The organism is Membranihabitans marinus, from assembly GCF_021729155.1.
Classification (GTDB): Bacteria; Bacteroidota; Bacteroidia; order Chitinophagales; family Saprospiraceae; genus Membranihabitans; species Membranihabitans marinus.
In genome coordinates, this window is record NZ_JAJQYA010000011.1 from 106,927 (window position 1) to 126,974 (window position 20,048).

Sequence of the window (20,048 nt, forward strand, 5' to 3'; positions counted from 1 at the left end):
AAAGTCTAAATAAGAATTATTTGATTAGATTTGCACCGTAAATAAATAATTCAAAATTATGATGCAATCTAAAAGACAAAATCTTGGCGTTCAGACCACTGAGGGATTTTTTGCATTAACCATAGTGTCAAGCAATGCCATGTCTACATCTTGCTGTGGCAAGAAAAAGAAGTGTTGTAAAAAATACAAACGAACGGGTAAGCACTGTGGTAGCTGTCCCGGCAAGAAAAAGAAGATTTAATTTCTTTTTAGAAAGCTGCGTTTCCCGGTGTACGTGGGAAAGGTATTACATCTCTAATGTTACCCATTCCGGTTACAAATTGGACCATTCTTTCAAATCCTAAACCGTATCCACTGTGGGGACATGATCCGTATTTTCGAATGTCCAAATACCAATACAATTCTTCAGCAGGAACATCCATTTCTTCCATTCGGGCCAATAAGACATCTAAATTTTCTTCTCTTTGAGATCCTCCAATAATTTCACCAATACCAGGGAATAATATGTCCATGGCTCTGACGGTTTTATTGTCTTCGTTGACCTTCATGTAAAAGGCTTTGATATCCTTGGGATAATCGAATAAGATTACAGGTTTTTTGAAGTGTTTTTCAACTAAATACCGTTCGTGTTCTGACTGGAGATCAGCTCCCCATTCTTCGATGATATAGTTAAATTTTTTCTTCTTATTGGGTTTAGAATTCTTTAAGATTTCGATGGCCTCAGTGTAAGATATGCGTACAAAATCGTCGGCGATACAAGATTGTAAGCGCTCGATAAGGCTGAGTTCAGAGCGCTGGTTTTTAGGCTTCTGACTCTCTTCTTTTATTTGTTCGTCATTGAGGAATTGCAAATCTCTTTGGCAGTGTTCAAGGACGTATGAAATAATATGTTTTAGCATCGCTTCGGCCAAATCCATGTTGTCGTGTAGATCTGCAAAGGCCACTTCTGGTTCTACCATCCAAAACTCGGCGAGGTGACGACTGGTATTGCTATTTTCAGCTCTAAAAGTGGGTCCAAAGGTATATACCTGTCCCAAGGCCAAGGCTCCCAGTTCGGCTTCGAGTTGACCCGATACAGTAAGGTGGGTTTCTCTTTCAAAAAAATCTGCTTTAAAATCGATATCTCCCGATTCTGTTTTGGGCGGTTGCGCCAGATCCAAAGTACTTACTCTAAACATTTCACCGGCACCTTCGGCATCCGAAGCTGTGATGATAGGAGTGTGTAGGTAGTAAAATTTGCGATCATTGAAAAAACTGTGTATCGCGAAAGAAACGGCATGTCTGATTCTGAAAACCGCACCAAAGGTGTTGGTTCTAAATCTCAAATGCGCTATTTCTCTTAAAAATTCTTTGCTGTGTTTTTTGGGCTGCAATGGATAGGTTTCCGCATTGGCCGTGCCATAGATTTCTATCTCTGTTACATCGATTTCGATGGCTTGTCCACTTCCCTGAGAGGCTACAATTGTACCCACAACCTTAAGAGCTGTGCCTGGAGTAATGGTTTTTAGGAAGTCAATATCATAATTTTCTCTATTCAGTACGGCTTGAATATTATCAAAACAACTACCATCATTAATAGAAATAAATTGATTATTTCTAAATGATTTTACCCAACCCTTAACTACAACTGTTTGTCCAACAGATTGTTCCGATAATAAAACGTCGATGCGCGTTCTTTGCATAATAAAGAATTTGTTGATTTTAGTCCGGCAAAAATACAGAAATGCTAGGGAAATAAAGGAGGGAGATTCATATATATTTTCAATAAATTATATATTAATGTTGTAATTTTCGTTAACATAAGACGTATTAACATTAAATAAAATAAAGAAAAGATGATTAAGAAGATACTCATGGTTTGTTTAGTACTGCAATTGGCATCTTGTGATGTATTGCAAGAAATGGCTGGATCGACTGGATTGACCAATGCCGATATAGGACAAGGTCTGAAAGATGCTTTGTTTCAAGGTGCGGAAAAAGCTGTCCGAGAATTTTCGAAAGATCCCAGTTTTTTGACTGGCGGTAGCGATATCAATATTCCACCTGAAGCTTTGGATATTATCAAAAGTTTGAGCAGTGTTCCTGTGGTAAAGGAGTATACCAAACAATTCACCGATAAAGTAGAAACAGCTACCAAACAAGCGGTTGCAGCCTCTCTACCAATATTCAAATCGGCTATTACAGATCTTTCCTTTACCGATGCCTACAATATTTTGATGGGAGGTCAAGACGATGCGGCCACTACCTATTTAAAGGAAAAAACTTATACTCCATTGATGGGAGAGTTTAGCCCTATTGTCGAAGAAAATCTTCAAGGAGTGGGAGCCTTAAAGGAATGGGATAAGATTGCTGATGTGTACAATAAGTTGCCCTTTAAACAAAAAGTAAATCCAGATTTCAATGGTTTTATATCTGAATTGGCTTTGAAATCAATTTTTGAAAGAATTCAAGTTGAGGAAGAGGGAATTAGAAACAATGTGTCCATGCGTACCACCGATATAATGAAGAAGGTGTTTGCCAAGCAAGACGAGGGAGGAAGTAGCATTGGTAAACAATTGGGATTGTAATAATATAAGAGTGTCTGTGAGGCACTAATAATCTGGGCGGAGTTCAATAAATTTTGTGATGAAATCACTTTAAAAATTCAAGATTCCTTTTTATTCCCTTGAATTTTGTTCTTTTGAGTGGTGATTTTTTAAACAGTTTATTGAACTCTGTTTCTGTTAATTCATTCCAATCTTCCTGAGTCATATTGAGAACTTCTTCAGAGGGCAGAAATGCTTGTTCACCGTGTGCTTGTGCAAATCTATTCCAAGGACAGACATCTTGACAAATATCACATCCAAAGGCCCAATTTTCCATTTTCCCTTCAAATAGTTTGGGTATTTCTCCTTTTAATTCAATAGTGGCGTAGGATATACATCGACTGCCATCCATTTCATATCCCTGTTCTTGAATCGCATCGGTAGGGCATGCATCAATACACCTTGTGCAAGTGCCGCAATAATCGCCTATAGCTTGGTCATATTCCAAATCAATATTGAGTAGAATTTCGCCTAAAAAAAAGTAGGATCCTTTTTTGGGATTGATGATGAGGGTGTTTTTACCCATCCAACCAATGCCCGCTTTTTTTGCCCATTCTCTTTCCATAACTGGAGCAGAATCTACAAATACTCTTGCCTCAATGGGGTGGATTTCAGTATGAATATATTGTTCTAAGATTTTGAGTTTGTCCTTGACTACATAGTGATAATCTTTGCCATAGGCGTATTGAGATATCTTAGGAGCGGTTGGATCTATTTGTTTTTGAGGATTGTGATAGTTATAAGCCAAAACTATGATGGACTTGCAACCTGGAACTAAGAGGGTGGGATCAGTCCTTTTGTCAAAATAGTTTTCCATGTAAGTCATTTCCCCATGGTAGCCTTTATCCAACCAATTTTGTAAGCGAATTTTTTCATAAGTCAATGGTTCTGCCTGGACAAACCCAACCAGAGAAAAGCCCAAGTCCAAGGCTTTTTCTCTTATTTTTTGAGTTCTTATGCTGACATCCATATGTTCAATTTTCCTCTTTTATATTAGAGAGGGTTGCTGACAATTACTGCTTATATATTGGCGAATAAAGTACATTGATTGTTCTTCATGCCAATAGGTATTATTGGCCTGCCAAAATCCAACATGGCCTCCAGATCGAGGATTGAGTAAATAGAATTTATCCATTTCTCTGGCCAAATCATGGGGATAACAATTGTCCGATAGAAAGCTATCGTTACTCGCATTGATGAGTAGGGTGGGAATGTTAATGTTTTCCAGATAGGGTAATGATCCCACGGAGTTGTAATATTCTTCAGCACCGGAAAACCCATAGGTTGGTGCAGTATATTGATCGTCAATTTCTATTAAATCTTTGGCTCGCAATACTTTGTCGTAGTCCATCAAATCCGGGTATATCTTTCTTTTGGCTTTCATTTTTTGCCTTAAATTTTGCATAAAGCGATTGTGATATACTCTGTTTTTCCATTTAGCCAACTGACCTGGTGAGCCTACCATATCGATGGGTGCTGATATGGCTATGCCACCTTTGATAATGTCTAGTGGTTGTCTACCTATATAGTTGAGTACGATATTGCCTCCCAGACTAAATCCAATCAGAATGATATCGGTAAATGAATATTTCTTTAACACGTGTTGTAAAACAGTGGATAAATCCTCTAATTCACCTGCGTGATAGGCTTTTTCTGTCTTATTAGGTTCACCACTACAACCCCTATAGTTGATGGCTATGCAATTCCAACGATCTTGGGTCAAGGCACTGACCATACCTTTCATATAGGGTCTTTTGGAATTGCCTTCGAATCCGTGCAAGATGATGGCGGCTTTTTGACTGGCTTGGTCGACGATGTCGAGGTCGATAAAATCTTGATCAGGAGTGGTAATTCTTTCTCGTCTATATTTGGGAATTTCACCTTTTCTAAACAAATTGGGGTAAATGGTAGAAAAGTGGTTGTGACGGAAAATATTGTATTTGGGTATATAGCTATTCGAAAGGATGGGCATTGTATTATCTTAAAATTTTAGTTTTGTAATTCACTATATCGAAAACAATCGATGGTGTGATCATTAACCATACCAGTTGCTTGCATCAAGGCATAACATATCGTTGGTCCAACAAATTTAAACCCTTTTTTCTTCAAATCTTTACTCATTTGTTCAGATTCTACACTTGTTGCTGGTACATCAGTAATAGAACGCCGGTGGTTCTGAATGGTTGTGCCATTGGTAAAAGACCAGATGTAATGATCGAAACTTCCGTATTCTTTTTGGATCTTGAGGAAGGCTTGGGCATTGGTCACAGCAGCATTTATTTTTAAACGATTTCTTACAATACCGGTATTGTGGATCAGGGATTTAATTTTTGCTTCATCGTATTGGGCCACAAGGACAGGATCAAAATGGTCAAAGGCCAATCTATAGGCCTCTCTTTTTTGAAGGATGGTTGACCAACTCAGGCCAGCTTGAGCTCCTTCTAGGATTAGGAATTCAAATAATAACTGATCGTCGTGTAAGGGCACACCCCATTCGGTATCGTGATATTTGATTTCTAATTCACTTTTTTGGGCCCATCGGCATCTGTTTTTCATAGGACAATAGATGTTTGGTGGATGAAATATTTTATCCGGTAGAAGGAGTAAAGTTAGTTTATTCCTATTGGAGTTTAATAAATATTTGAAAGTATGGAAGCTGGGGTAGAGATAACCGAATAAAGTTGCCGATAGGCAAATCGACTAAATGTCCATCGGGTGAAGGATCCACGATCTCCGTGTCGTGGGTAGTGAAGGAACCGATACCACTGGGTTCGGATGGGCTAGCCACTGTGCTGCGACTAGAGTGCATTTAAATTGATAAGTATTAAATTACATTTTTCAATAATAAGATAATAAAAGGGAAGGAAGACGTCCACGGTGTCGTAGGTGGGTGAGCTTATCAATTATAAAAGTATTCCGTATAAGATGAATGCCCCTACCGAATCAACTGTACTGTCCCTGTGTGAATATAGTCCTGGCCATCTATCAATTCTAGCTCAATCTTGTATATATATACTCCCGAATCCGCGGGTTGATCTACGATATTCCCATTCCAACCTCCACTGTCTATATTTGAAACCGGAACTTGAGAATGAAAGATTTGATCGCCCCAACGATCATAAACACTGAGGCCAACTTGCCCTTGAAGGAGATGATGTCCAGAAATTATGTGGAATATATCATTATGGCCATCGCGGTTGGGACTAAATGCATTGGGAATGCTTATGGGTAAATGGTCTTTGTCTATTTCTACAGAAAACTCCTTGGTCACTTCACATTGATTGTGATTGGCTGCGGTAACCGTAAATGTGGTAGAGGCAGTGGGGACAATGCTGTCGTCAATACATAGATTACATATGGGAGAGATGTCAGGAGTCCATGTGGTTTCACCCAAATCATAATTACTCCTCAAATAAATAGGTAGAGATTGCCCTAAAGTAATCGTCGTATCACGGGGAATGTATAATTCCATGGCAAGGGGTTGGGATAAGTCGTGGTTTATTTGTTGACTGCAACCAAATCGATCTATGATCTCAGTCGTATAGCTGCCTGATGTTAATCCCTCAAAACGTCCATTGTTATCCTCTTCGAGTTGATTGAGAAAATAATTATAGGGAGGGTATCCACCCATGGCCGACTGAATGACGATACTTCCATCTGAACTGTCGTGACAAAGGGGATCGATGGCATTCCACTGACTGGAAATCGAACGACGGGGAACCTGGGTCAAGGAGAGATGGACAATGGAGTCACATCCTGCACCTGAAGTAAAGGTGTCTATATAATTCCCCGGTTGGCTAATAAGTTGATCTTTGAATGGGTAAATACTGCCTTCACAAAAAGTATCGAGCTGGGTATAATATACTGGATGGACTGATATTTCAAGTAGTTCGGAAACTGTCCTACATTTTTCGTTGGCTAAGTTTGCTTCAGACCCAGAGGTTATAAATCTGTATTTGTATTTTCCAGGAAGATTGTTTTGGTGGTTTAGGATCTTTTGATTGAGGCTCCCGATATCCTTCCAATTCAGACCTTGGTCTTCGGTCCACTGCCATTGAAATACCAAGTCGCTATCATCGATATCTGTCGAAAGGTTGATCGGAGATGTCCTGTTTTCACAAGTGATGTATGGCGAGGGAATATCCACAGATATATTTGCAGAACCTCCACAAGGTCTGAATGTGATATTGTCTAGGGCGAGATCATTTCCCGTGCCCCCGGGAGCTTTATTCACCAAGGTTAGTTTTAATGAACTTTCCCCGGGCTTGAGGGCAAAAGTGAAACCGTATTTCTTCCATTTTTCATCTTGGGCAATAGGTCCTGTTGAATATTGCAATTCCCCGTTGATTAAAAACTCTAATTCTGGCAGTGAATGCCCAGTCGCAGACCGCTTTACAATGTTGATGATATCGGCGGAGAATTCATAAATGGTGTTTTCGCATAAGCCATCGATGGTTTCTTCATAAAATATTCCGGGAGTATAGGATGCATTGACTATCATCATATAGCCATATGGATCGGCACTGTTGTCTGGAATAGCGATCCATGTACCGTAATTGTTAATCCAATTGGCCATATTGTTGGTGATGGTATAGGATCCGTCAGGGGGTGGAGTGGAAGTAGTGTAATTGTAACCCGGAGCAATGCGAGGATCGATCTGGATAATATTTTCTCGACCACTGCCAAAATCACCACCAATAAAAATATTCTCACCCAAAGTCCCATTGCACAATTGTTGTGCAGATACCATAGTCCAATCCAGCAATGTAAATATTACCATTGAGAATAGGGCGATGTTTGGTTTCACAGGATGATTTTAAATATTCCTGTGAAAAATACTGAATATTTTTTATAAAACGATACTTTATCCTTTTAACCAGCGCCAAACATCTAATCCATTGGCATATAATACCAATCCCAATACCAATACAAAGCCCACAATGGTGGCGTATTCCATCACCTTGTCACTAGGCTTTCTCCCTGTAACCATCTCAAAGAGTAGGAACATTACATGACCACCATCCAATGCTGGAATGGGTAGTAAGTTCATAAATCCAAGAATAAGAGATAGAATGGCAGTATTTCTCCAAAAAATTTGCCAATCCCATGCATTTGGGAACAATTTTGATATCGTGGCAAACCCCCCCAAACTATCAGAAGCTTTGATATTGCCTCGGAACATTTGGCCAAATGCTTTGACTTGGGTCATAAGAAAATCCCAACCTTGAACTACGCCCATAGGTAGGGCCTGGCCCAAACTATATTCTTCGGTTTGGAAATTGTAAAAGTAGTCCAATCCATAATTTTGAAAGCCTACAGTTCCTTCTGGAGTTACTTGAGCGGTGATGGTTTGAGTAGCATTGTCGCGTCTAACCGTTAAATCAATTTTGGAGTCTTTGTGATTTCGAATGATTTTCGCAAAAGAATCGAAAAACTCTGTTTCCTCTCCGTTGATGGCCAAAATTTCATCGTCGACCTTCAATCCTGCTTTTTCAGCATTAGATCCTTCAATTACCTTTCCAATCTTTACGGGGAATCTCGGCGCTACTATATAGGCGTCCTTGTAGTCGTAACTGGTTAAAATGGTTGTAAATTTGGGATCGATGGGCAAGATAGTCTCCTCCCCATTTCTCAATATTTTTAGTGAAGAGGCATTATTGATGGCAATCTCAGAACGAATAATTCCAGGATTAAATTTGTCAAATTCCTTGTCTCCTATTGCTATAATATTGTCTCCATTTTGCAATCCCATTTCCATCCCTATACTATCTACCTGAAGACCGTATTTCAACTCACTTGTCGGCAAATATTCAGAACCGTACTGCCATAGCATTAGACCAAATATTAGGAATCCTAAAATGAAGTTGACCGTCACACCACCCAACATAATAATGAGTCGTTGCCAAGTGGGTTTTGATCGAAATTCCCAAGGCTGAGGCGGTTCTTTTAGACTCTCGGTATCTAGACTTTCATCAACCATACCAGAGATTTTTACATATCCACCCAATGGTAACCAACCAATCCCATATTCGGTCCCCCCAATTTTCTTCTTAAAAATAGAAAACCAAGGATCGAAAAACAAATAGAATTTTTCAACTCTGGTTTTAAACCATTTCGCTGGCAAAAAGTGACCCAATTCGTGCAATATGATTAAAAGCGATAGACTGAGCGCGAATTGCGCGATCATTACTCCCATATTATTTTTTTAATTATAGCTATTTTCCTTATGCATTGATACCCAATACAGATTTTAAACTGCAAAGTTACTGATATTTCATTAACTAATGACCAATTTTGTATTAAATGGAGTTTTTTATCGATAGAATTAGGCATTGACCAGAGAACTTTCTGCCTCCTTTTGACTTTCTGTCATTAGTGGTTTCACCAATGGGACAATTGGATGTCTAGTGATATTATTTTCCTACATTTGTCCTTCACTACAATTCACCTGAAATGATTCGAAGTTTATTTATTGGACTGTTTTTGTTGATGAATTATATGATTCAGGGGCAGGAATTTGACTTGCAATCTGGAGATATTCTCTTTAGAGAAAATACTTCATCGGCATTGTCCGAGGCCATAAATCGGGTAACCCAAATCGATACACATCGCCATTATTCCCATATGGGACTGGTGACGGTAGAAAATGGTCGAATACTAGTCATTCATTCCGAACCCGAGTCCGGTGTTGTAAAGGAAGAATTATCTGATTTTTTTGAAGTAAAAGAGGGCCAGGTGGCCAGAGTATATGCCTATCGCTTGATGGATGAATATCAAAATTCCATTCAATCGGCTATTGAATTGGCCGATACCTATCTAGGTCAGCCCTACAATTTCACCTATATTATAGAAGATGAGGGGATTTATTGTTCGGAATTGATATACCTTCTCTTCGAATCAGCTGAAATATTCGATTTAGAGCCTATGACATTTAAAGATCCCGCTTCGGGAAATTTCCCCAAGGCTTGGATTGAACATTATAGGAAATTAAAGATTGATATACCGGAAGGACTTCCCGGATGTAATCCCAATGGGATGGCAAGTAGTACAAAATTGATTGAATTAGGAGAGTTGCCTAATAACTAAAATAAGATAAAATGTCATTGTTTCTAGCGACAAAGAAAGAAGGCGATATATTGGAGTTTGAAGGTGATGTAGTTCAACATATTTCTAAGAGTTTTCGAATGCAGGTAGGTCACCAAATGAAAGCTACCGATGGCCAGGGCTCTATATATGATGTTGAAATAACGGCATTGTCCAGACAAAAAATCACTGCAAGAATTATTCAATCCATGACCGAAGAGCCATCTTTAGAGATTCACGTGGCTATGGCCATTTTGAAGAAAGAAGCTCGTTTGGAAAATTTTGTTGAAAAAGCTACTGAATTGGGCGTCTCAGCCATACACCCCCTCCAGTGTAGACATTCTATTAAACAGAGTTTTCGAAAAGAGCGAACAAATAAAATTTTAATCGCCGCCGCCCAGCAATCGATGAATCCCTATTTGCCAACATTGCATGAGGTTAAACCTTTTGCCTCTTTTATTGAAGAATATTCAGACCTATTCGAGGAAAAGTATATAGCCTATGCACCAGAAAGAAATAATAATGTACTTTTAGAGACTCGGTATAGTGGAAGTCCCAAGGTTTGCGTTATAATAGGACCTGAGGGTGATTTCCATGAAGAAGAACTGAAGCTGGCTGTCAATAATGGCTGGCAATTTGTAAGTTTGGGAAATACTAGATTGAGAGCTGAAACAGCAGGTATGATGTGTGTTCAGATATTGAAAACAGCCCATAATTTGAAAGTATAGTATATGAAAACATTTTTTTTAACCTTATGTGTCTTGTTTTGTAGTCAACTAACCGGCCATAGCCAACCCCTAAAAATAGGCTTGTTAAAATATAATGGCGGTGGAGATTGGTATGCTAATCCAACCGCTCTGCCCAACCTTATCCGATTTTGTAATCGGAATATCAACACCAATATCGATGACGATTATCAGACGGTAGAAGTTGGGAGTCCAGATTTGTTTAACCTGCCATTTGTTCATATGACTGGACATGGCAATGTGGTGTTTTCGAATGCTGAAGCAGAGAATTTGCGGAAATACCTTATCGGAGGTGGATTTTTGCACATTGACGACAACTACGGTATGGATCCATACGTAAGAGTGGCCATGAAACAAGTATTTCCCGAATTGGACTTTGTGGAATTACCGATTTCTCATCCCTTGTATCACGCTGCCTTTCCATTTGCGGATGGATTGCCAAAAATACATGAACACGACAATCAGCCAGCCCAAGGATTCGGACTGTTTTACGAAGGTAGGCTGATATGTTTTTATACTTATGAGACGGACTTAGGGGACGGTTGGGAGGATGAATCTGTGCACAATGATAGTCCTGAGGCACGGTTGGCCGCATTGAAAATGGGAGCCAATATTCTTTACTACGCCTTTGTAGGAGAAACCAAGCAATAATATGAATTATTTAGTATTTAAATCCTTACATATTATTGGTGTAGTCAGTTGGTTTGCCGGCCTGTTTTATCTGGTTCGCCTATTTGTATATTACGCTGAGACCAAAGACAAATCTCCTGCGGAGCAGGATGTTCTACAGCCACAGTATTTGATAATGATGGAACGTCTTTTTAAGATTATTACCACCCCAGCTATGATTATTACTGTGGTCGCAGGTGGAGGTATGTTGGTTCTGCACTCCGAATTGTTGGCCGCTAATTGGATGCAAGCCAAACTTGTTTTGGTATTTTGCTTATTGATTTATCACTGGTATTGTGGCAAGATTATTAGGCAAATATCTTCACAGTCAGATCATTGGAAATCTTTTAGATTTCGATTGTTTAACGAAATCGCCACCCTGCTTTTGGTGGCCATCGTTTTTTTAGCGGTGATGAAAAATGGATTTAATGCTATATATGGTATTTTGGGTTTTATCCTGTTAGGACTAATTATTTTTATTGCGGCTAAATGGTATAAGAAAAGTCGAGAAAGAAAATTAAAAAGTAAATAAATGCAATTTGTTTTTCCTTTGTTTTTAGTGGCACTAGCATCGATCATCATACCGATCATCATTCACTTGTTTTATTTTCAAAGGTATAAGACTGAATATTTTTCAAATGTTGGATTTTTAAAAAATCTAAAAGAAGAAAAAAAGAGTCGATCTCGACTTAAAAATATTTTGGTCTTATTGGCTCGGATATTTTTTATTACATTTTTGGTGTTGGCGTTTGCTCAACCCTTTATGACGGATGAAGAGGATAGTAATACCGACAGTGATTATATATCGATCTTTATTGACAATTCCTTTAGTATGGGAGCACTTAGTAGTGAAACTCCCTTGCTTCAGGTCGCGATAAATAAAGCCAAAGAAATTTTAAATGCCTATAGCGAAAGCACTTCCTTTCAAATTTTGACCAATGATTTATTGCCCGGCGATCAACGACTATTATCGAGAGATTTAGCCCTACAAAAATTGGATGAGATTGATTATAGCGGCCGACCAATGCAGCTAGACAGAATAGCTCAATACGTTGAACGATCATTGAAGGACCACGGCGGACAGTCGCTTTCCTATTGGATATCAGATTTTCAAAAGAATGGCCTTCAAAATCCATTATCTATAGATACTTCGCTGCAAATTTTACCTCTACCGATAAGAAGTGTGGTCAACAAAAATGTGTCCATCGATAGTTGTTGGTTTGCTTCTCCGGTACCCGAAGCCAATGTAGAAAATCAACTCTACGTCAAAATTTCGAATTACGGGACTGAAGACCAAGATGTGAAGATTGTGCTTAAAGATGGTGAAAACATAAAACCATTGGGAGCAGTATTTATCGAAGAGGGGAAATCCGTTATCGATACCTTACAAATCAATTTGTCACGTACTTCACTGGACAAAATAGTCCTTGAAATTACCGACCACCCCATAGACTTCGACAACCGCTATTACTTGAGTTTAAATAATAGACCTCAGCTTAAAATATTGGATATCTACGAGGACAATGTTCACGAGTATATGGACAGAATATTGAGGAACAACGCCACGGTGGAAAAAACCGAAGTGAATCTTAATAGAATTGTCTATTCTGATTTTTCAAACAAGGATTTATTGGTATTGGATCACCTACCGGCCATACATTCGGGTTTGACGTCCAATTTAAGTAATTATATAGAACAGGGAGGAAATGTATTACTGTTTCCGCCCAGGAACTTGGATTTGAATTCTTATAATGAATTTTTAAATAGTGTGGCAGAATTGTCTTTTGAACCGTGGAAAGACATGGAAATGGAAGCGCAATCCTTGAATTTTCAAGATTTTGTTTTCAACGATGTTTTTGATAAAGAAGATGAAAATATTAATTTGCCTAAAGTACAGGGGTATTATGGAATTCGTCATCGGTCCAATCATCCGGTGAATTCATTAATGACTTTGCGCAACGGGGAAAATCTTATCCTCAAGGTGGCTAAGGGCAATGGATATCTCTATCTGTCCACCACTCCCTTAACTTCACAATATAGCAATTTGGGCAGCCATGCCGACGTATTTGTCCCTATGGTTTATCGAATGGCTCTGTCAAAAGGACGGTCTCGCCAGCAGTCATATACAATAGGAGAGGATGAAACCATTGTAGTGGCCACGGAAAATCAATATGAAGAAGGTGAATTATTGGTATCAGGTGATGAGGTCAGTTTTATTCCGGGCTTTCGACAGGTCGGTGATTTGTTGGAATTGAATATCTACGATCAAATCAAAGAAGATGGTTTGTATCAATTGTCACAAAATCAAGATGATATAGCATCTTTTGCTATGAATTATTCTAGGGTAGAGAGTGATATATCCACCTGGAATATTGAGGATTTGCAAGAAAAAATTACGGGGAATGTCCGATGGTTGAGTACAGAACAATCCAATAACTTGTCTCAATTTGTTGAAGAATCCTATCATGGTAAAGTTTTATGGAAATGGTGTCTTATATTTGCCTTGATATTTTTAGTAGTCGAAAGTCTACTATTGCGATTTATTAAAAATTAATCCTACACATGCGTGTTCTCTTTCAAAATGTTGAGTTGTGTTTTCCAGGCTCAGAATTGCACGGGAAAGTATTGGACGTATTATTGGAATATGGAAAGGTTAAGGCCATTGATTCCAATATCGAAGAAGCGCCGCGAACTAAGATAGTTTCTGGCGGAGTACTGGCTCCGGGATTTGTAGATATAGGTTGTTTTGGTGGTGAGCCCGGATTTGAACATCGAGAGACTCGTTCAAGTTTGGTAAAGGCTGCCAGTAAAGGAGGTTATACTCATGTATATATATTGCCCAACTTAGATCCTGTAACCGATAATAAGGCGGCAGTACAGTTTATAGAGAACCATGAAGATGTGGTTCAATTACATGCTTTAGGAGCCATTAGTCAAGGTCTTAAGGGAATGGATCTTGCCGATATATACGATATGCACCGAAATGGGGTATCGGCTTTTACCGATGGCATGTTGTCCATCCAAGATACGGGATTAATGAAACGAGCACTGGAATACGTCAAGGCCTTTGACGGTATCGTGATTAACCAGCCCTATGATTATGGAATCGAACCAGAGGGAGTGGTTCACGAAAGTGTAGTGAGTACCAAGATGGGACTAAAAGGGATTCCTGCATTAGCTGAGATATCTATGCTCAAAAGAGATTTAGATCTTCTAGAATATACAGATTCTAGACTGATCGCCCATAATATATCTACTGGTTTTGGTACGAGTTTAATAAATGAGGCTAAGAAAAAAAATCTGAGTGTCTATGCTTCGGTAGCCTTGATGAATTTAATTGAAAATGATACATCGGTAGAGACCTTTGATACTCATTATTTGTTGAATCCACCTCTGCGTTCGGAATCTGATCGCAAAACCTTAGTCAAATCTTTAAAAAATGGCATCATCGATGCGATTGTGTCCGGTCATATGCCTTTGGAAAAAGATTTGAAGACGGTAGAATTTGGACATGCAGAACCCGGTGTGGCTACATTGCCCTTTGTGTTTCCTGTATTATTTGATAAACTCCAGAAATTTTTAAGTCTAGAGGATTTGGTGGGATTACTCAGCAATGGTCCTCGAAGAATGCTCGGTTTGGAATCGGTAGAGATTCAGGTCGGTAGTGAAGTGGATTATGTGTGGCTAGATCTTGAAAAAGAAACTTCATATAGCCCCAAAGATTTTCCTTCTAAGTCCATCAATTCTCCTTTCCTCAATCAAAAATGGAAGGGTAATGTTAATGGCGTTTTTAGGGGAGATCAGTATTTATTGTTTTAAGAATTAGAGAAAAGAATAATTAGTCATGAATTCAAAAAGAACAGTTTTATTAGGGGTGATGGCCGGTGTAGCGGTGGCGTTGATAATGTTGGTTATAGACTTTATCAACAACCAGCTTTTGGTAACACCGAGTATGAGTTATTTCCCGACCTTGGTATTGATATTTGCCATGTTTTTTGCGGTGAGGGAAGAAAAAAAGCAACGAGAATATTTTCCATTTTCTGAAGTGTTTAAAACGGCATTAGTACCCTTTATCATCGGAAATGCTATCTATTTGTTTTTCAACTTTTTGTTGTACAACTATATCGATCCCGCTTTAGGGGATATGGCTAAAGAAAGAGCGTTGGAAATATTCGATAGTGGATTGATGAACAACTTTATGAGTGAAGAACAGATGGAAACCATGATAGAAACAATCCAGGAGAATACTTTTCGACCTACTTTAATGGAAGCCTTTACCGGCTATGCCCTTAGTCTGATTGTTCCAGGTGCCTTGGTCGCATTGTTATTGTCCCTCATCTATAGAACTCGATCCTAATGAAGGAAGGTATAAATAATCAATTGGACCTATCCATAGTCATCCCACTTTTGAATGAAGAGGAGTCTTTGCCTGAATTGGAGTCTTGGATAGTCAGGGTAATGGAAGCCAATGAATACAGCTACGAAATCGTATTTGTAGACGACGGGAGTACAGATAGATCTTGGGAAGTGATCCAGGATCTTCACGTCAAAAACCCCAATGTGAAAGCCATTCAGTTCCGTCGCAACTATGGTAAATCTGCTGCCCTCAATACTGCTTTTCATCAGACCAAAGGCCGTGTAGTCGTCACTATGGATGCCGATCTTCAAGACAGTCCCGAAGAAATCCCCGATATGTATCACATGATAGTGGATGAGGGATATGATTTGATATCTGGATGGAAAAGAAAGAGATATGACAATAAACTGACAAAAAATTTGCCTTCCAAGCTCTTTAATTGGGCGGCTCGCAAGATATCTGGTATCTATTTACATGATTTTAATTGTGGATTAAAAGCTTATAGATCAAAGGTCGTTCACTCTATCGAAGTGTACGGTGAAATGCATCGCTATATTCCTATCATTGCCAAATGGGCTGGTTTTAGGAAGATCGGTGAAAAAGTGGTACAGCATCAAGCTAGAAAGTACGGAACATCTAAATTTGGTATGTCTCGATTTGTCAATGGATTCCTAGATTTATTATCCATCTATTTTATGGGCAAATTTGGGAAGCGGCCCATGCATTTTTTTGGTCTCCTAGGTACATTTATTTTTTTTATTGGTTTTTTAGCAGCCCTTTATATTGGTATCAGTAAATGGGTTATGCTCAAACAAGGGATTCCAGCTCCACTTATTGCCAATAATCCATTGTTTTTCATTGCTTTGATAAGTATGATTATTGGGACACAGTTGTTTTTATCTGGATTTATCGGTGAACTGATAACGCGCAATGCCTCAGGAAGAAATACCTATCAACTCGACGAAATAATTGGTTACTCCAATGAAGAATTACCCAAATCTCGTATTTGGTTGCCCCATTCTGATAAAGTATTGCAAAAAGAAAAATATTCTAGTAAATAATAGATAAATGAAGAACCTCATTTTGAGTCGAATTCAAGAATCGATAGCGGTAAAACAATTGCTGTTGTCCGATAGTGAGTTCTTGACTTCATTGGAATTGGTGGTTGAGAAATCCATTAATACCTTTCAGACCAAGGGGAAAATGCTTTTTTGCGGCAATGGAGGAAGTGCAGCCGATGCCCAGCATATCGCAGCAGAACTCTCGGGACGATTTTTATTGGATAGAGATCCCTTATTTGCAGAAGCCCTTCATGTAAACTCTTCTTATTTAACAGCAGTTGCCAATGATTATTCATTTGATCACGTATATGCTAGGATGATCAAAGCCATGGGGAATCGAGGCGATATATTGGTGTGTATTTCTACATCGGGACAGTCCAAGAATATTATCAAAGCTGCCATTGAAGCCAAAAATCAAGGTTTGTGGACGATTGCACTTACGGGGAAGTCGGGAGGTGGATTGGCTGAAATAACCGATGTCGCTATAAAAGTGCCCTCTACGGATACAGCTAGGATTCAAGAATGCCATATAATGATAGGTCATATATTATGTGAACTCGTCGAACAAAAAATATTTGGTATTGGACAAGATTAATATCGATACTTCGTGGTCACTTTTTTTGGATAGAGATGGGGTTATTAATCGTCGAATTCCAGGGACATACATTAAAGACTGGGTCGATTTTGAATTTATTGAAGGAGTTCTTCCTACTCTAGCCCATTTATCCAATCTGTTTAATAAAATAGTAGTCGTAACCAATCAACAGGGGATAGGCAAGGGGCTAATGACGGATACTGATTTGGATGAAATACATCGCAAAATGCGTTCGGCGATTAAGGATGCTGGGGGCAGAATAGATGGAGTTTATTATTGTCCCGACTTGAGTACCTCTAGGCATAATTTTAGAAAGCCCAAAACCCTTATGGCGGAATTGGCTCAAGAGGATTTTCCCGATATTGTTTTTCATAAATCCATCATGGTTGGGGACAGCATTTCCGATATGGATTTTGGTAGTAGATTGAATATGAAAACCATATTTGTCGGTGAAAAGTTGGGTTATAAAGGTCAAGACCAATTGATCGACTATGATTTACATAGTTTGCCGGATCTATTAGAAGTTCTCTCTTTCTAGTTTTTTTTAATTTTTCAGTCTTCTTTCTTTGCAGAAATGCTCAAAATTATTATGGGGGTTCTTAGGGTTTATTCCATATTATTACTTATATTCATTGTGTAAGTGCAAACAAAAAGTGGATAGTATCTCTAGTTGATTGATGTTGTATGGAAAGCTTAGGTATTCGGGGAAGCGGATGAAGAGTCGTATTGAAAGTTGTGTGAAAGATGGTGAATAATGGTGGTTGCACTTAATAGGCTTGCGAAATCTATCCTGTTACGCTAAAATATACTTCCATGGACATTACATCAAAAGACATCAGAAACGTGGTATTGCTCGGTCATGCTGGTAGTGGCAAAACCAGTTTTGTAGAAAACATGCTTTTAGAGGCAGAATCAATCAATCGCTTGGGCAGTGTTGGTCAAGAGAATACGGTATCAGATTATACCTTTATCGAGCGAGATAAAAAATATTCCATTTTTACTTCTACCATGCACATTTTCTGGAAAAACAGTAAAATCAATATTATCGATACTCCGGGTGCCGATGATTTAATCGGAGAAGTTTTGTCTGGATTAAGGGTGGCCGATTTTGGACTTATGATGGTCAATGCGCGATATGGTGTCGAAGTGGGAACAGAATTGATCATGGAATATGTAAATGGTTTCAATACTCCACTGGCCTTTGTAATCAATCATATGGACGATGGGAGGGCGGATTTCGAAACTGCTCTATCTCAGTTAAAGGATCGCTATGGTAGTAAGGTGCAACCATTGCAATACGCATTGGAATCTGGGCCTAACTTTCATTCCATTGTCGATGCATTGCAAATGGTGATGTATGTATTTCCTCCAGAAGGAGGAAGACCTCAGAAAGTCGACATTCCCGAAAGTGAAATTCAGAAAGCCAAATCCTGGCATAACACCTTGGTTGAAATAGCGGCGGAGAACGACGAAGGTTTAATGGAGCGTTACTTTGAAAAAGGGAAGTTGTCAGAAGAAGAATTGCGCAAAGGTCTAAATATAGCCTTGTCAATGGGGGACTTTTATCCCGTATTTGTGGCAAGTTCGTCCTATAATATGGGGAGTGGACGCATCATGGGTTTTATCAATGATATAGCGCCAGCGCCACCTGAAAGGCCATGGGAGAAATTGTCTGATGGATCTCATCTCGAGTGCTCGCCAGATAAAGATACCTCAATCTTGATTTACAAAACCATTTCAGAGCCCAATGTGGGCAATGTTTCCTATTTTAAGGTATATTCTGGGGTGTTGAGCCGAGGTGATCAACTTTTCAATGTCCAACAAAATTCTACTGAAGGATTTAGTCATATTTATGTGGCCAATGGTAAGGAGAGAACAGAAGTAGCTAGACTGATTGCCGGAGATATTGGAGTAACTACTAAACTGAAGAACAGTCATACCAACAATACCCTGCACAAGGAGGCCAAGGAAGTGAAAATACGAGGCATTCAATTTCCCCCGCCGCGTTACAGTATGGCTATTGCACAAGATTCTGAAGCGGAATTGGACAGGATAGCCAAGGCATTGCACATTATTCAAGAGGAAGATCCCACCTTGGTGGTAGAACAATCCGTAGAATTGAATCAAACCATACTACATGGACAGGGACAGCTTCATTTAGATATCATTAAATATCGGTTAGAGAAGTCCTTTGGCGTCAATCTCGTGTTGGAAACTCCGCGAATAGCCTATCGTGAAACCATATCCATGGCTGTGGAAGAACGATATCGACACAAAAAACAGAGTGGAGGGTCAGGTCAATTTGCTGAGGTAGAGATGAGGATAGAGCCCTTGTATCCGGATATGGCTATGCCTCATGATCTAAATGTAAGGCAGGAGGAAATAGTAGACTTGCCTTGGGGAGGAAGACTGAGATACCTTTGGTGTATTGTTGGGGGGAATATCGACAGTAGGTTTTCCAATGCCATTAAGAAGGGCATCGTACAGCGGATGGAGATGGGACCGTTAATAGGGTCCAAGTGTATAGATATTCAAGTATCGGTGATGGATGGTAAGATGCATACCGTAGATTCCAATGATATGGCATTTCAGTTGGCTTCAGCTCAGGCTTTTAAACAGGGCATGATAAGGGCCAAGCCCAAAATTTTGGAACCTATAATGGAATTAGAAGTACTGTGTCAAAGTGATATAATGGGAGAAATTATTGGAGATTTGCAAACCAGAAGGGCGGTTATTACTGGCATGGATGCCGAAGGCCATTATCAAAAGGTCAAGGCTAATATTCCTTTATCTGAATTGGCGGATTATTCCAATGCCCTGCGTTCTTTGTCTCAGGGAAAGGCGAAATTTGCCAGTGAGATGAAGGGCTATTTTGATGTACCTTATGATATTCAACAAACCCTAATGCAAGATCTAAGTGTAGGAGGTTAGAAATATAAGGATATGGTATTG

Annotated in this window: 19 protein-coding genes; 13 read left to right on the plus strand and 6 right to left on the minus strand. The window is 39.2% G+C overall.

What is annotated here, in order from left to right; translation table 11 throughout:
- The first annotated feature begins 58 nt into the window (after window positions 1-58).
- On the plus strand, window positions 59-241 hold the full coding sequence (locus LVD51_RS09175) for a hypothetical protein (RefSeq protein WP_236970926.1): 183 nt from the start codon (window positions 59-61) through the stop codon (window positions 239-241).
- Window positions 242-248: 7 nt separating this feature from the next.
- Here the strand turns inward: LVD51_RS09175 and asnS are convergent, their stop codons facing one another.
- The gene (gene asnS, locus LVD51_RS09180) at window positions 249-1,682 is read right to left on the minus strand and encodes an asparagine--tRNA ligase (RefSeq protein WP_236970927.1); all 1,434 of its coding nucleotides are present in this window, start codon (window positions 1,680-1,682) and stop codon (window positions 249-251) included.
- 153 nt (window positions 1,683-1,835) lie between these two features.
- Here asnS and LVD51_RS09185 point away from each other — a divergent pair, with 153 nt between their 5' ends.
- Window positions 1,836-2,567: a DUF4197 domain-containing protein gene (locus LVD51_RS09185; RefSeq protein WP_236970928.1), complete on the plus strand. Its 732-nt coding sequence runs from the start codon at window positions 1,836-1,838 to the stop codon at window positions 2,565-2,567.
- Window positions 2,568-2,631: 64 nt separating this feature from the next.
- Here the strand turns inward: LVD51_RS09185 and queG are convergent, their stop codons facing one another.
- The 5 genes from queG to rseP all read right to left on the minus strand — a co-directional run bounded on the left by queG (window position 2,632) and on the right by rseP (window position 8,772).
- Window positions 2,632-3,555, minus strand: coding sequence for a tRNA epoxyqueuosine(34) reductase QueG (gene queG, locus LVD51_RS09190; protein WP_236970929.1), 924 nt, complete (start codon window positions 3,553-3,555; stop codon window positions 2,632-2,634).
- A gap of 18 nt (window positions 3,556-3,573) precedes the next feature.
- Window positions 3,574-4,557, minus strand: a complete 984-nt coding sequence (locus tag LVD51_RS09195; protein WP_236970930.1) for a YheT family hydrolase — start codon at window positions 4,555-4,557, stop codon at window positions 3,574-3,576.
- 17 nt (window positions 4,558-4,574) lie between these two features.
- Window positions 4,575-5,141 (minus strand): DNA-3-methyladenine glycosylase I, encoded by a 567-nt coding sequence (locus LVD51_RS09200; RefSeq protein ID WP_236970931.1) that lies wholly within the window; start codon window positions 5,139-5,141, stop codon window positions 4,575-4,577.
- Window positions 5,142-5,520: 379 nt separating this feature from the next.
- A complete protein-coding gene (locus LVD51_RS09205) occupies window positions 5,521-7,392 on the minus strand; it encodes a T9SS type B sorting domain-containing protein (RefSeq protein WP_236970932.1) in 1,872 nt (623 codons plus the stop codon).
- Between the two features lie 57 nt (window positions 7,393-7,449).
- Entirely contained in the window at window positions 7,450-8,772 is a 1,323-nt protein-coding gene (rseP, locus tag LVD51_RS09210; RefSeq protein WP_236970933.1) for an RIP metalloprotease RseP, read from the minus strand.
- A 266-nt stretch (window positions 8,773-9,038) separates the two neighbouring features.
- Between rseP and LVD51_RS09215 the strand changes: the two genes are divergently transcribed.
- The 11 genes from LVD51_RS09215 to LVD51_RS09265 all read left to right on the plus strand — a co-directional run bounded on the left by LVD51_RS09215 (window position 9,039) and on the right by LVD51_RS09265 (window position 20,027).
- Window positions 9,039-9,671, plus strand: a complete 633-nt coding sequence (locus LVD51_RS09215) for a YiiX/YebB-like N1pC/P60 family cysteine hydrolase (protein WP_236970934.1) — start codon at window positions 9,039-9,041, stop codon at window positions 9,669-9,671.
- Window positions 9,672-9,682: 11 nt separating this feature from the next.
- Window positions 9,683-10,396, plus strand: coding sequence for an RsmE family RNA methyltransferase (locus tag LVD51_RS09220; RefSeq protein ID WP_236970935.1), 714 nt, complete (start codon window positions 9,683-9,685; stop codon window positions 10,394-10,396).
- A 3-nt stretch (window positions 10,397-10,399) separates the two neighbouring features.
- Complete coding sequence (locus tag LVD51_RS09225; RefSeq protein WP_236970936.1) at window positions 10,400-11,065, plus strand: DUF4159 domain-containing protein; 666 nt, start codon at window positions 10,400-10,402, stop codon at window positions 11,063-11,065.
- A gap of 1 nt (window position 11,066) precedes the next feature.
- Entirely contained in the window at window positions 11,067-11,615 is a 549-nt protein-coding gene (hemJ, locus tag LVD51_RS09230) for a protoporphyrinogen oxidase HemJ (RefSeq protein WP_236970937.1), read from the plus strand.
- Entirely contained in the window at window positions 11,616-13,637 is a 2,022-nt protein-coding gene (locus tag LVD51_RS09235; RefSeq protein WP_236970938.1) for a BatA domain-containing protein, read from the plus strand.
- A gap of 8 nt (window positions 13,638-13,645) precedes the next feature.
- Window positions 13,646-14,902 (plus strand): dihydroorotase, encoded by a 1,257-nt coding sequence (locus LVD51_RS09240; protein WP_236970939.1) that lies wholly within the window; start codon window positions 13,646-13,648, stop codon window positions 14,900-14,902.
- A gap of 25 nt (window positions 14,903-14,927) precedes the next feature.
- Window positions 14,928-15,440 (plus strand): DUF4199 domain-containing protein, encoded by a 513-nt coding sequence (locus LVD51_RS09245; protein WP_236970940.1) that lies wholly within the window; start codon window positions 14,928-14,930, stop codon window positions 15,438-15,440.
- A 23-nt stretch (window positions 15,441-15,463) separates the two neighbouring features.
- Window positions 15,464-16,501: a glycosyltransferase family 2 protein gene (locus LVD51_RS09250; protein WP_394803166.1), complete on the plus strand. Its 1,038-nt coding sequence runs from the start codon at window positions 15,464-15,466 to the stop codon at window positions 16,499-16,501.
- A 7-nt stretch (window positions 16,502-16,508) separates the two neighbouring features.
- The gene (locus LVD51_RS09255; protein ID WP_236970942.1) at window positions 16,509-17,096 is read left to right on the plus strand and encodes a D-sedoheptulose-7-phosphate isomerase; all 588 of its coding nucleotides are present in this window, start codon (window positions 16,509-16,511) and stop codon (window positions 17,094-17,096) included.
- A complete protein-coding gene (locus LVD51_RS09260) occupies window positions 17,083-17,634 on the plus strand; it encodes a D-glycero-alpha-D-manno-heptose-1,7-bisphosphate 7-phosphatase (RefSeq protein ID WP_236970943.1) in 552 nt (183 codons plus the stop codon). Before LVD51_RS09255 ends, LVD51_RS09260 begins: the two co-directional genes overlap by 14 nt.
- A 275-nt stretch (window positions 17,635-17,909) precedes the next feature.
- Complete coding sequence (locus LVD51_RS09265; protein WP_236970944.1) at window positions 17,910-20,027, plus strand: elongation factor G; 2,118 nt, start codon at window positions 17,910-17,912, stop codon at window positions 20,025-20,027.
- Window positions 20,028-20,048: the final 21 nt, after the last annotated feature.

Bases quoted from the DNA above. Each gene is read 5' to 3' on its own strand.
- LVD51_RS09175 (WP_236970926.1), top strand. From the start codon at position 59: ATGATGCAATCTAAAAGACAAAATCTTGGCGTTCAGACCACTGAGGGA.
- asnS (WP_236970927.1), bottom strand. From the start codon at position 1,682: ATGCAAAGAACGCGCATCGACGTTTTATTATCGGAACAATCTGTTGGA.
- LVD51_RS09185 (WP_236970928.1), top strand. From the start codon at position 1,836: ATGATTAAGAAGATACTCATGGTTTGTTTAGTACTGCAATTGGCATCT.
- queG (WP_236970929.1), bottom strand. From the start codon at position 3,555: ATGGATGTCAGCATAAGAACTCAAAAAATAAGAGAAAAAGCCTTGGAC.
- LVD51_RS09195 (WP_236970930.1), bottom strand. From the start codon at position 4,557: ATGCCCATCCTTTCGAATAGCTATATACCCAAATACAATATTTTCCGT.
- LVD51_RS09200 (WP_236970931.1), bottom strand. From the start codon at position 5,141: ATGAAAAACAGATGCCGATGGGCCCAAAAAAGTGAATTAGAAATCAAA.
- rseP (WP_236970933.1), bottom strand. From the start codon at position 8,772: ATGATCGCGCAATTCGCGCTCAGTCTATCGCTTTTAATCATATTGCAC.
- LVD51_RS09215 (WP_236970934.1), top strand. From the start codon at position 9,039: ATGATTCGAAGTTTATTTATTGGACTGTTTTTGTTGATGAATTATATG.
- LVD51_RS09220 (WP_236970935.1), top strand. From the start codon at position 9,683: ATGTCATTGTTTCTAGCGACAAAGAAAGAAGGCGATATATTGGAGTTT.
- LVD51_RS09225 (WP_236970936.1), top strand. From the start codon at position 10,400: ATGAAAACATTTTTTTTAACCTTATGTGTCTTGTTTTGTAGTCAACTA.
- hemJ (WP_236970937.1), top strand. From the start codon at position 11,067: ATGAATTATTTAGTATTTAAATCCTTACATATTATTGGTGTAGTCAGT.
- LVD51_RS09235 (WP_236970938.1), top strand. From the start codon at position 11,616: ATGCAATTTGTTTTTCCTTTGTTTTTAGTGGCACTAGCATCGATCATC.
- LVD51_RS09240 (WP_236970939.1), top strand. From the start codon at position 13,646: ATGCGTGTTCTCTTTCAAAATGTTGAGTTGTGTTTTCCAGGCTCAGAA.
- LVD51_RS09245 (WP_236970940.1), top strand. From the start codon at position 14,928: ATGAATTCAAAAAGAACAGTTTTATTAGGGGTGATGGCCGGTGTAGCG.
- LVD51_RS09255 (WP_236970942.1), top strand. From the start codon at position 16,509: ATGAAGAACCTCATTTTGAGTCGAATTCAAGAATCGATAGCGGTAAAA.
- LVD51_RS09265 (WP_236970944.1), top strand. From the start codon at position 17,910: ATGGACATTACATCAAAAGACATCAGAAACGTGGTATTGCTCGGTCAT.